The sequence below is a fragment of the Cognaticolwellia aestuarii genome (genome assembly GCF_002000025.1).
In the GTDB taxonomy this organism is placed as follows: domain Bacteria; phylum Pseudomonadota; class Gammaproteobacteria; order Enterobacterales; family Alteromonadaceae; genus Cognaticolwellia; species Cognaticolwellia aestuarii.
In genome coordinates this window covers 45875-58653 of the sequence record NZ_MUZV01000007.1, presented here as the reverse complement: position 1 = coordinate 58653, position 12779 = coordinate 45875, and the positions used below count along the sequence as shown (strand labels likewise).

The 12779-nt window shown below is 39.5% G+C and carries 11 protein-coding genes and 1 tRNA gene; 6 read left to right on the top strand and 6 right to left on the bottom strand.

Annotated features, from left to right (window positions below):
• The gene (locus B0169_RS11885) at positions 1-921 is read left to right on the top strand and encodes a diguanylate cyclase (protein WP_077286203.1); all 921 of its coding nucleotides are present in this window, start codon (positions 1-3) and stop codon (positions 919-921) included.
• A gap of 230 nt (positions 922-1151) precedes the next feature.
• Here B0169_RS11885 and B0169_RS11880 read toward each other — a convergent pair whose 3' ends face one another.
• The 3 genes from B0169_RS11880 to B0169_RS11870 form a co-directional block, all read right to left on the bottom strand.
• Positions 1152-1997 (bottom strand): hypothetical protein, encoded by an 846-nt coding sequence (locus B0169_RS11880; protein WP_143323530.1) that lies wholly within the window; start codon positions 1995-1997, stop codon positions 1152-1154.
• A gap of 370 nt (positions 1998-2367) precedes the next feature.
• Entirely contained in the window at positions 2368-2646 is a 279-nt protein-coding gene (gene ppiC, locus B0169_RS11875; RefSeq protein WP_077286376.1) for a peptidylprolyl isomerase PpiC, read from the bottom strand.
• A 204-nt stretch (positions 2647-2850) separates the two neighbouring features.
• A tRNA-Leu gene (locus tag B0169_RS11870) sits at positions 2851-2935 on the bottom strand.
• A gap of 275 nt (positions 2936-3210) precedes the next feature.
• Here B0169_RS11870 and B0169_RS11865 point away from each other — a divergent pair.
• Positions 3211-3711, top strand: a complete 501-nt coding sequence (locus B0169_RS11865; RefSeq protein ID WP_077286201.1) for an RDD family protein — start codon at positions 3211-3213, stop codon at positions 3709-3711.
• A gap of 27 nt (positions 3712-3738) precedes the next feature.
• Here B0169_RS11865 and lptG read toward each other — a convergent pair whose 3' ends face one another.
• Positions 3739-4806, bottom strand: coding sequence for an LPS export ABC transporter permease LptG (lptG, locus tag B0169_RS11860; protein ID WP_179143621.1), 1068 nt, complete (start codon positions 4804-4806; stop codon positions 3739-3741).
• Positions 4806-5930: an LPS export ABC transporter permease LptF gene (gene lptF, locus B0169_RS11855; protein ID WP_077286199.1), complete on the bottom strand. Its 1125-nt coding sequence runs from the start codon at positions 5928-5930 to the stop codon at positions 4806-4808. The genes lptG and lptF overlap by 1 nt, the downstream gene beginning before the upstream one ends.
• Before the next feature lie 251 nt (positions 5931-6181).
• Here lptF and pepA point away from each other — a divergent pair, with 251 nt between their 5' ends.
• The 4 genes from pepA (at position 6182) to B0169_RS11835 (ending at position 11611) form a co-directional block, all read left to right on the top strand.
• On the top strand, positions 6182-7687 hold the full coding sequence (gene pepA / locus B0169_RS11850) for a leucyl aminopeptidase (RefSeq protein ID WP_077286198.1): 1506 nt from the start codon (positions 6182-6184) through the stop codon (positions 7685-7687).
• A 34-nt stretch (positions 7688-7721) separates the two neighbouring features.
• Positions 7722-8198, top strand: coding sequence for a DNA polymerase III subunit chi (locus B0169_RS11845; RefSeq protein ID WP_077286197.1), 477 nt, complete (start codon positions 7722-7724; stop codon positions 8196-8198).
• A gap of 22 nt (positions 8199-8220) precedes the next feature.
• Entirely contained in the window at positions 8221-11091 is a 2871-nt protein-coding gene (locus tag B0169_RS11840; RefSeq protein WP_077286196.1) for a valine--tRNA ligase, read from the top strand.
• A 310-nt stretch (positions 11092-11401) separates the two neighbouring features.
• Positions 11402-11611 (top strand): cold-shock protein, encoded by a 210-nt coding sequence (locus B0169_RS11835; protein ID WP_077286195.1) that lies wholly within the window; start codon positions 11402-11404, stop codon positions 11609-11611.
• 143 nt (positions 11612-11754) lie between these two features.
• On the opposite strand, the gene hemH is transcribed toward B0169_RS11835, so the two are convergent.
• Positions 11755-12774, bottom strand: coding sequence for a ferrochelatase (hemH, locus tag B0169_RS11830; RefSeq protein WP_077286194.1), 1020 nt, complete (start codon positions 12772-12774; stop codon positions 11755-11757).
• Positions 12775-12779 lie beyond the last annotated feature (5 nt).

The following is a 12779-nucleotide window of genomic DNA, read 5'->3' as shown; positions in this document are numbered from 1 at the left end:
ATGTTACCTAAAGAAACAGAGCATTTAGATGTTACTATTCTCATTGTTGATGATGACCCTTCGATAATAGTTACAACGAGTAAAGCCCTTAATGGCTTAGGGAAGATTATTTTCGCTACTAATGGCCCTGACGCATTAATGCTAGCAGAAACCAAATTACCCGATGTTATTTTACTTGATGCAGAAATGCCCGACATGGATGGCTTTGAGGTTTGTACACACCTAAAACAAAAAGCGGAAACAGCACATATCCCCATTATTTTTATCACTAGTCATACCGGCTCGGACTTTGAAATGAAGGTATTTGACGCCGGTGCATCCGATTATATCAATAAGCCTTTAAACCCTCGAGTAGTGCTAGCTAGAGCAAGCTTACAACTCAACTATAAACGCGCACTTGAAAGACTGGAGTACCTAAGTTTAACGGATAGTTTAACAGGCCTATATAATCGCAGAGCATTTGATACTAAGCTGGCATTAGAGTTTACCCGAGCTCAACGAGCCGGTACTCCAATTGCGTTATTAATGTTAGATATTGATGAATTTAAACAGTATAACGACCATTTTGGTCATGTCATGGGAGATGCTTGCATTCAGCAAACGGCTAGTGCGCTGCTCGAAACAATACAAAGATCGACAGATTTTGTCGCACGCTATGGCGGTGAAGAGTTCGCAATCGTGTTACCCGACACGGATTTAGAAGGAGCAAAGTATTTTGCAGAAAGCACTTTAAACCATATTTTAAACTTAAATATAAAACACGCACCGACAGCTCAACGAAGCAATGTTACCTTGTCAATTGGCTACGCTTCTTTGACCCCTTCACTGGAGGATTTATATAAAAGCTTACTTAAAATCGCAGATTCAGCATTGTATAAAGCAAAAGAAAATGGCCGTGCCTGTATTTATACTTCTCTGTAGAGTCGACATGACAATAACAATCAAACTTATTCAATGCAATAACAAGTATATGCCGAAAGTTGTATATTCTCATTTTCCTCAAGGTACTCATGGCTCAATCATAGACCTTGAGGTAATATGAATATAGATTTATGCTACAGCACGAAATGGAAAATAGCACAGTCAGAAAGTTTGCGTCACACATGACCACAAGCACTAAAATAGCTTCACTCTACTAAGTCATTAACTTATTAAAATATTTTCTGCCAGTTTCTCACCCGCTCATTAATAAATCCTGACTGAGTTAAAGCTTTAGTGATCACACCTGTTGTTCGCAAATGTAAAACTCCTCGGTTCAGCGCCGCATAAAGCGCTTTAGCATCTGTAGATTGTTTAGACACTACAAAGTACCTTGCTCCTTGTAACCCCACTTTTAGATAGGGAACAGGGATAAGGCGGATGCCAACGAACTCATTTGACATGTCTTGCGCATGCGAAAACTCTAACAAGGTAAAATCACCCCTTTGCGCTTCAATCATTCTAAACATGTTTACTTTATTAGGTGCTGACGATGTTTTTATTGTCATGGCTTGCAAGGTTTGCCAATCAGTTTTCCATATTTTTGGCATCACTGCGCTGAAGGCTTGAAGTTCTGCCAGCGATTTAACCGCAAGCACATCAACGTTTTTAGCTAAGGTATAAACCCCCTTTTCAAACTCACCATTTTGTATTATTGCTGGGGTCTTATAAAAGTATTCATCTTCAATATCTTCTTCCCAAAGCGTTTCCGCTGACATGTGAACTTTGCCAGACTTTGCTTGAACCAAAGCACGTTCATAGTTAGGGTACTTTTGTAGCTTTAATTGGGTTTTATACCCCGCTACATCGAGCGCTTGGCAAATAATAATAAGCTCTACTGTGCCACGGTTAGCATATGGACTATTGAAATTAGAAATTTGTTCACAAGGCGTGAGCTTAGTCCACTGCACAAAGGAGTCATAGATCAAGTTATTAGTGGCAATGATCGTTTCTCTAGCGGAAGCTTTCATATTGCAGAAAAATACGATAAATAGCATTAAACAAGTAACACGAGTCAAAATGCCTACCACTCCTAATTAATCGAATAAATTGACCATAAAAAGCTCCAGCCTTAAATGCTCCAGTAAAGATTTAATGTCTGATGTACTGGCTAAAGAAGCCCAGTTAATGGCTACTATTTTTCTTGTTTTTAGTGATATTGACTACAAAAAAAGCAATAGTCATAGTCAACAAGCGATACGCTTAAAATAAATTATCACAAGTATAAATTTTTATCTTTAATATAACGCGAGAAGTACGCAAGTAATATTTATAGACTTATCATAGGTTGCTTTTTAGCATTCAGCTAGCCAAAAAGTGAATGGGATAAGGTAAGGTATCAAGCGAGAATAAAGTTCAGCTGGAGTTTTTAACAATTTTCATTGTAAACTACACTCGATATAGCACTTTAATGACATGCCAGCCAAATTTAGTTTTAACCAGATGTGGTTCTAATATTGCACCTTTAAATGCCACTTTATCAAACTGAGGCACCATTTGACCGCGTTTAAACTCGCCTAAATCCCCTCCCTTCTTACCTGACGGGCAGGTTGAGTATTTTTTAGCTAATGTTTGAAACTTTGCTCCCTTAGCTAGCTGTTTGAGAATATCTTCTGCGATCTCCTTATGCTTAACTAATATGTGAAGTGCGTGAGCTGTAGCTGCCATGTAAAAGCCTTTTAAATATTGTTTAAATGCTAAAAAATTAACAAATGACACTGAAAGTGAGCCATTGATAATTTCACTATCGCCAAAATCCGACATAATTAAAGCATTTTAGACAAACCACAGCGAAATATCAGTAAATTTCAGACATAAAAAAACCGACATTAAAAGTCGGTTTATTATAGCCCTTTAAAAACAAGGGAAGAATGGTACCAGCGGTCGGACTCGAACCGACACGTCTTTCGACAGGGGATTTTGAATCCCCCATGTATACCAATTTCATCACGCTGGCATTTCTTTTCTATCACTTCAAATAATGCAGAACATTATGAAGAGGCAGGCATTATACGAAAAATTAAACGCTTAGCAATAGTTTTTCTTGGATTATCGCTCAACTGCCGTATATTTGTACATCAGACGAATTAATTATTTAATTAAGTTTATTTTATAAGCAGCAATTTAGACAAACTTTGTGGTGAGCATAGCTAGAGTATTAATTACCTGTGGTTACTTATACTTTTATTATCCTTTTGCTAAACTAGCGCAAATTTTATCACTGTTCAGCATATGTCATTAGTTAAAAACTCTTTATTTCCTCGGGCAGGCTTTCGCCGTCGCATCGCGTCTTGGCTTTATGATGCTTTAATTGCTATTGCGGTATACATGACTGCTGGCGCGGCTTCATTTTTAATCATTTCCTTGCTGGTACATTTTGGTGCTTTTGATTTACTAGGTTATGAGCATTTAAGCGACACCATTACCAATACCTATTGGTTGTTATTACCCAACGAACTATGGAAGCTAGGCTGGGTGGCATTTTTCTTTATTTGGTTTTGGTCGAAAAGCGGCCAAACCTTAGGGATGAAAGCATGGCGATTAAGAGTGCAAAATCAAGATGGTAGTTTAATAACTAAAAAAACCGCTATAAAGCGCTTATTGCCAACGCTATTTGGTTTTGGCAACTTTGCAGTACTCGTTGATAGAAAAAACAAGTTAAGTCTACAAGACCGTTTAACTGGCACTGAAGTGGTATTGCTAACCCTTGAAGCTAATCGAGGCAGGTTATAAACTAACTTAAATAACTAAAACGCGCAGCTAACTCGCGCGTTTTTTCAAGAAATAAAGTGCAACGGAAACAAATATCAAACTTGGCATAAAAGCGCCAAATACGGCAGGTAATTGGTAAACTAAACTTAACGATCCTAAAACTTCGTTAACAATAAAAAATAAAATACCTGTTGCCACCCCCATCATAATTCTCGCGCCCATCGATACCGATCGTAAAGGGCCAAAAATAAAAGATAAGGCTACTAGCAGCATAACCGCTAAGGTGAACGGTTGTGCTATTTTGCGCCAAAACGCCAATAGATATCGACTCGGATCTTGCTTGTTAGCTTCAAGATAATCTAAGTAATCATTTAAACCTCTTAACGATAATGACTCTGGCTTAACCGTCACAACACCTAATTTATCTGGTGTTAACGTTGAAGCCCAAGACATTACCGGCTGGCTTTCTTTACTTATCTCTTTAGCTGCTATTTTCGTCTCTACTACATCGCGTAATTGCCAAGCATTTTTTTGATAAACAGCGCTTTTAGCCGACACCCAACTAGACAGTTTAAGTTGCTCATTAAAGCGATAAATTTGAATGTTCTTCAAGGAGCCTTGATCTTGCACTTCACCAATATGAACAAAATAGTCTCCATCTTTAGCCCAGGTTCCGCCAGAAGAAGAAATTAAACTGCCACCAGAAATTGCCTGCGCTCGAACTTGTCGAGCAGCTGCTTCACCTTGCGGCGCAAGCCATTCTCCCACGGCCATACTCACCACAATTAACAACAAAGCAGATTTCATCACCGATTTAATAATATCAAGTCGTGATAAACCAGCAGCTTGCATCACCACTAATTCACTGCTGCTTGCCATCATTCCCATACCAATCAAACCACCAATTAAGGCAGACATCGGGAAAAATAACGACACATCTTGCGGAATAGCGTACAGCACATAAAGCGCAGCATGGGCAATGTCATAATTTCCCTTGCCGACAGATCTTATTTGTTCAACAAATTTAATAATGCCACTTAGGCTTACAAACACAGCTAAGGTAAGAAAGGTCGTAGAGGCAATTACACGACCTATATACATATCTAAAATACGCATTATATTGCCTCCTTATTTTTTGCTATTTTTGCTTTAAGAACTCGGCCGCTTTTACGACCTTTAAATAACAAACTAAAACCTAAAATAAGGACTAGAAAATGTACGGGCCACAAGCCAATATATTGAGGAACCGAGCCTTTTTCAATACCTGAACGAATCGCGGTTAGTAATAAAAAGTAACTTAAAAACAATAGTAACGCGGGTAGCATTTTGCCAAACTTGCCTTGCCTTGGGTTCACGACACTTAAAGGCACCGCAACCAAAGTCATGATGATACAAGCTAATGGAAATGCAATCCGCCATTGACTTTCAGCACTCGCTTCAGGACTTTGTTCCTGATAAAGCTCTGCGGTTGTTATAGCGCTGAGTTTACGGCGTTTATGTGCAACTTTTTGATCTTGTATCTGAATATAGTATTTATCAAAAGCAACCTGGCGAAATTCTTTGTTTTTTATGTCATTTTGATAACGAGTGCCTGCTGAAAGAATCAAGCGTTGGGAGCCGGTTTCTTCTTCAACAACCTGCCCCGTGGCAGCATAAACCAAACTAGAATCGATAACGCTAGCGTTTGGTGTGTCTTGATCAGGTAACTGAGCAACAAAAACTTTTTCAAAGGTATTATCATCACGATTTTTTTCATGGATAAAAACCACGGCTTTTTTGTTGCCGGTGGTTTGAAAACGCCCAGCAATAAGTGAACTGAGCCCTGAATCTGCGGCAATTTGATCTTTCACTTGGTATTCATATTCAGCCGCCATAGGCGATAAATACAAGGTGAAAATGCCGGTAATAATGGCGGTAACAAAGCCTAATATCAGCGTAACACGTACTACATACCATTCACTTACACCACAAGCATGCAAAACGGTCATTTCATTTTCAGCGTAAATACGACCGTAAGCTAGCAAAACCCCTAGAAAAAAGCTTAATGGTAAAATCATACCGGCAAGATCAGGTATTTTAAGACCAATAAAGGTCATCACTAAATGCCCTGGAATACCGCCTTCAGATGCATCATCTAGCACGCGAACGAATTTATTACTGATAAATATCGTCATAATAACGAGAAATACCGCCAGCTGGGTTTTAGCAACTTCTTTGAGCAAATAACGAAATATAATCACAAAGTGATCCTATAAAAACTTTCTATAAAACATGGTTTTTTTCTGACATACAGCCATTTTTTCAGTAAACTTGTCATTTTTAGCATTAAATTAAATGTAAGCTTACAGGTAATGCTGAGCAATCCGGCTATAATTATAGCCCTTAGCCGAATACATTTAAAAGTAAGCTTAGCGATTAATTACTGTTTTTAGCAAGCTAATTAGTATATTTACAATAAAATATACGCATTTGAGTCAAATTAGGAGACATCATGGAGTTCAGTGTAAAAAGTGGCAGTCCGGAAAAACAACGTAGCGCCTGTATTGTCGTCGGTGTTTTCGAGCCTCGTCGTTTATCAGCTATCGCTGAGCAACTCGATGAAATTAGTGAAGGTTATATTAGCAATTTATTACGTCGTGGCGACCTAGAAGGTAAGTCAGGCCAAATGCTATTATTACATCACGTACCCAATATTTTAAGTGAGCGTGTTTTGTTAGTGGGTTGTGGTAAGGAGCGTGAATTAGATGAACGTCAATACCGCCAAATTATCAGCAAAACCATTAATACGCTAAATGAAACGGGTTCAATGGAAGCAGTATGCTTTTTATCTGAACTGCATGTTAAAGGTCGTGATACTTACTGGAAAGTTCGCCAAGCGATTGAGGCAACTCAAGATTGCCTTTACAGCTTTAACAGCTTAAAAACCCGTAAAGAAGAGCCTCGTCGCCCTTTACGTAAAATTGTTTTTAATGTGCCAACACGTCGTGAACTGCCTATTGGCGAACGTGCTATTAGCCATGGTTTGGCGATAGCTGAAGGTATAACAACCTGTAAAAACGTTGCTAATATGCCACCTAATATTTGTAATCCAGCATATTTAGCTGAGCAAGCCAGTATTCTTGAAAATGATTACGATAATGTCAGCACACAAATCGTTGGCGAAAAAGAAATGGAAGAGCTTGGCATGGGCTCATATTTAGCTGTTGGTCGTGGCTCAGTTAATGAATCATTAATGAGTATTATTAAATATAATGGTGCTGGTGATGATTCAAAACCACTAGTATTAGTTGGTAAAGGCTTAACCTTTGACAGCGGTGGTATTTCATTAAAACCTGGCGCAGGCATGGATGAAATGAAGTATGACATGGGCGGCGCAGCAGGTGTTTTAGGTGCTATGCACTCATTAGCAGAACTTAAATTACCGATTAATGTTATTGGTGTATTAGCTGGCTGTGAAAACATGCCGAGCAGTAATGCCTACCGCCCAGGTGATATTTTAACCACCATGTCAGGACAAACAGTCGAAGTATTAAATACTGATGCTGAAGGCCGTTTAGTGTTATGTGATGCATTAACTTATGTAGAACGCTTTGATCCTGAATTGGTGATTGATGTTGCAACCTTAACGGGTGCGTGTGTCGTAGCTTTGGGTGCGCATGCAACCGGTTTACTAAGTAGCCATAACCCATTAGCACATGAGCTATTAAATGCTTCTGAGCAGAGTGGTGACAGAGCTTGGCGCTTACCTTTATGGGATGATTATCAAGATCAACTCGAAAGCCCATTTGCTGACTTTACTAATTTAGGCGGTAAAGAGGCAGGTACAATTACGGCGGCTTGTTTCTTATCTAAATTTACCAAGAAATATCATTGGGCACACTTGGATATTGCCGGAACAGCATGGCGCGGTGGAAAAAACAAAGGCTCTACTGGTCGCCCGGTAAGTATGCTGACGCAATTTCTACTGAATCGTTCTGGCGCTGAACAAGGCGAATAGTTCTCACTGAATTAGTTACTACGCGGAATAAGTCATGCAAACGCAAGCAATGTTCTACAGTATTGAAGAGCAAAGTAAAATACCCGGTGTTTCTGAGCAACAGTTGCACTTGCATTATGCTTGCCTGCAAGCGGCTTATTTTTACCGCCAAAATCAGCGAGTATTTATTTATACCCAAGATCAAAAAAGCGCCCATGACATCGATGAAATGTTATGGGCTTTTGATCCAATGAGTTTTGTACCACATAACCTGATCGGTGAAGGCCCAAAACAAGGCGCAGCTGTTGAAATCAGCTGGCAAATGCCAACGAACCGCCGTGCGGTTTTAATTAATTTAACTAGTGAAGTACCCAACTTTGCTAACCAATTTTCGCATCTGATAGATTTTGTGCCCGCCGATGAAGCTTTAAAAGAACAGGCTAGAAATCGCTTTAGAACTTGTCGCCAGTGGAATTTCAATGTGGCCCATCAAGTTGCTAGCGCACCACAAACTATCGATACAACCAGTTAAAAATCTTCTGACGGAAAATCTGATGGATAAAACATTTACCCCCGCAAATATTGAACAATCCCTGTATAAAAGCTGGGAAGAACAAGGTTACTTTAGCCCAACTGGCGAAGGCGATAGCTACAGCATTGCCATACCGCCACCGAATGTTACCGGTAGTTTGCATATGGGCCATGCTTTTCAACAAACCATAATGGACACCCTAATTCGCTACCAACGCATGCAAGGTAAAAATACCTTATGGCAAACCGGTTGCGACCACGCGGGTATCGCAACACAAATGGTCGTAGAGCGAAAAATTGCCGCAGAAGAAGATAAAACCCGTCATGATTACGGTCGTGAAGGCTTTATCGATAAAATTTGGCAATGGAAAGAAGAATCTGGCGGCACTATCGGTAAGCAAATGCGCCGTTTGGGTAACTCTATTGATTGGTCTCGTGAACGTTTTACTATGGATGACGGTATGTCTGAAGCGGTACAAGAAGTCTTTGTCCGTTTATTTGAAGATGACCTAATTTACCGTGGTAAACGCCTAGTGAATTGGGATCCAAAATTTCACACTGCTATTTCTGATTTAGAAGTAGAAAACAAAGATAAAAAAGGCCACATGTGGCACCTACGCTACCCACTTGCTGATGGCGAAAAAACGGCTGAAGGATTGGATTATTTAGTTGTTGCAACAACCCGACCTGAAACCATGCTTGGTGATACTGGTGTTGCAGTAAACCCAGAAGATCCGCGTTATAAAGACTTAATTGGCAAACAAGTATTATTGCCTTTAGTGAATCGCTTAATTCCCATCGTTGGTGATGAACACGCTGATATGGAAAAAGGCACAGGTTGTGTAAAAATTACGCCTGCTCATGACTTTAACGATAATGAAGTCGGTAAACGTCATCAATTACCCCAAATTAATATTTTTGATAAAAATGCTGCCGTATTAGTAGCTGCCGAAGTCTACGACACTAAAGGTGAAGCATGTAATGCCTACGATACATTTTTGCCAGAAGAGTTTGCTGGCATGGATCGATTTGTTGCTCGTAAAGCGATCGTCGCTAAATTTGACGAATTAGGTTTATTAGTTGAAGTAAAAGAGCATGATTTAGTAGCGCCTTACGGCGATCGTTCTGGCGTTATTATCGAGCCATTATTGACTGACCAATGGTATGTACGTGTTGAAAAATTAGCCGGCCCTGCCGTTGATGCTGTAAAAGATGGTCAAATAGAGTTTGTGCCTAAACAATACGAAAACATGTATTTTGCATGGATGAATAACATTCAAGATTGGTGTATTTCACGCCAACTTTGGTGGGGACATCGTATTCCGGCTTGGTACGACGACAACGGCAAGGTGTATGTTGGCCGTACCGAAGCAGAAGTACGTGCTAATAACACCATTGCTGATGATGTTAATTTGCGCCAAGATGATGATGTACTTGATACTTGGTTCTCGTCTGCGCTTTGGACATTCTCAACACTCGGCTGGCCAAAAAACACTGAAGACTTGAAAACCTTCCACCCAACCGATGTACTAGTAACGGGTTTTGATATTATTTTCTTCTGGGTTGCTCGTATGATCATGATGACCATGCATTTCAACAAAGATGAAAATGGTAAATCACAAATACCTTTCAAGAAAGTATACATGACCGGGCTTATTCGCGATGAAAATGGCGATAAAATGAGTAAGTCAAAAGGCAATGTTGTTGATCCATTAGATATGATCGACGGTATTTCGCTTGAAGATTTACTGCAAAAGCGCACGGGCAACATGATGCAGCCTAAATTGGCGGCAAAAATTACCAAATTAACCAAAAAAGAATATCCAAATGGTATTGAAGCACATGGTACTGATGCTTTGCGCTTTACTTTAACCTCAGTAGCTACTACAGGTCGCGACATCAGCTGGGATATGAAACGCCTTGAAGGTTACCGTAATTTTACCAATAAGCTCTGGAATGCTAGCCGTTACGTGATGATGAACACTGAAGAATTTGACTGTGGTCGTTCTTCCGCAAATAAACCTGCAGGTGCAATGGAGTTTTCATTAGCTGATCGCTGGATTATGGGGCAATTTCAACAAACCGTGAAAACAGTCCATGAAGCGTTTGACTCTTACCGTTTTGATCTCGCTTCACAAGCTTTATACGAATTTACTTGGAACCAGTTTTGCGACTGGTACTTAGAGCTAACTAAACCGGTACTATTTAAAGGTAATGAAGCACAACAACGTGCAACTCGCCATACCTTAGTAAATGTATTAGAAGGGCTTTTACGTTTGATGCACCCTATTATGCCATTTATTACTGAAACCATTTGGCAGCGTGTCGTACCGTTAACTGACTTTAAGAAAACTGGCGATAGCATTATGATACAAAGCTTCCCGCAGTTTGATGAAAGCCAATGTGACCAGACCGCTATTGATGATTTAGAGTGGCTTAAGCAGTTTATTGTTGCTATTCGTAATATTCGCGGCGAAATGGATATTGCTCCTAGTAAGCCATTACCGGTACTTTTGAAAAATGTTAATGCAGATGATCAACGTCGTTTATCTGAGAATGAGCAATTTATTAGTGCCTTAGCTAAACTTGAAAGCATTACTGTATTAGCAAACGATGATAATGGTCCTGCCTCAGCAAGTGCTGTGGTCGGTGATTTATCAGTGCTTATACCTATGGCAGGTTTAATCGATAAAGACGCGGAATTAGCGCGTTTAGATAAAGCGATTGATAAGCTAACAAAAGATGCTGATCGTGTTCGCGGTAAGCTTAGCAATGCAAACTTTGTTGATAAGGCTCCTGAAGCAGTTATCAATAAAGAAAAAGCTAAGCTAGCTGACGCTGAATCAACACTCGCTAAAATGGTTGACCAGAAAGCCCAAATAGCAGAAATGTAAACCGTTAGTTAAAAATAATCTAAAAAAGCCAGCACTTTAGCTGGTTTTTTTTGGTCATAAAAAAGTAAAGTAATCTTCATTTTTTTTAGAGATTCCTCAATTTTAATGTGTTAACATGTTTTTGCGTTGAGTTTTTGCGTTTCGGGAGAAGGAGAGATCAGCGAGTCATTAGACTTTTGATCAGCCTAGACGCTTTAATATGTGTTACTTGGAAACCTTTCTCTGTCTGTACTTCATAGGTAGAGGGCATTTACTCCGTATATGGCCATTTTGGCTAAACTTTAATTTTTGACCTGCGAGAAATGTTGGTATGTCTGATACAGTAACTGGTAAAGTAAAATTTTTTAACGAATCTAAAGGATTCGGTTTCATCGAGCAAGAAAACGGCGCTGACGTTTTTGTTCACTTTAGTGCAATCTCTGGTGACGGTTTCCGTACTTTGACTGATGGTCAAGCGGTAACTTTCAGCGTAAAACAAGGCCAAAAAGGTCCTGAAGCTGAAAACGTAGTTGCATCTTAATCTAAAGTGCACACTTATCTTTAGCCTTTCTATTTAGATAATGCTAAAGATTAAATAAAAAACGAAACACATGTTTCGTTTTTTTGTTTCTGTCGTTAGTAAAATAATTCATTACTAACGACTACTTAGCTCTCTACTTTAAACTACTTATTAATATGCGGTTCGATTAATTCCACCATAGCAGCAATATGCATATCATCGTCATTTAATGCAGGAATATAATGATATTGCTCTCCACCTGCAGTCATAAAAATTTCACGGTTTTCATGTACCAATTCTTCCAGAGTTTCTAAACAGTCGGCACTAAAAGCTGGGCTAATAATTGCCACGTGCTTATTACCTTCTTGCGCTAAAGTTGCTAAGGTTGCATCTGTATATGGCTTCAACCATTCTGCTTTTCCAAAGCGTGACTGAAAAGTCATGACATAATCATCTTTACTTAAACCGAGCTCTTCCACCACTAAGCGAGTGGTCTTGTGGCTAAAGCAATAGTATGGATCACCCTGCTCAAGAAAATATTTAGGCATACCATGATAAGAAAAAACTAATTTATCAGGTTTACCGTTTACCGCAATATGTTTACCTATACTAGCCGCGAGTGCTTTAATATATAGCGGATGATCATGATAGCCACTTTGAAAATGAATGCTTGGGATCCAGCGCCAAGTTTTAATTTTATTAAATACCGCGTCGAAGGTTGATCCTGTTGTTGGTCCACCGTACTGCGGATACAAAGGCAAAACAACAATATTATTAACACCGTTTTTTTGAAAATTTTCTAAAGCATTGCCAATTGATGGCTTGCCGTAGCGCATAGCTACATCAACCATGACTTTATCGCCATATTTTTCAGTCAGTATTGTCTCAACTTTCGCTTTCTGCTGCTTGCTGATCACCAACAACGGTGAGCCTTCTTCGGTCCAAATGCTCTGATATAGTTTGGCCGATTTTTTTGGTCTAACCCTTAAGATAATACCGTGTAAAATGAATAGCCAAAGTAGCCGAGGAATTTCTACCACTCGGGGATCAGACAAAAACTCTGCTAAATAGCGACGTAATGCCCCTGGAGTTGGGCTATCAGGTGTACCTAAGTTAGTGAGTAAAACACCAGTTTTCGCACTGACATCATGAATTTTTTTACTTCTTCCCGCATATCTCGACATAAAAT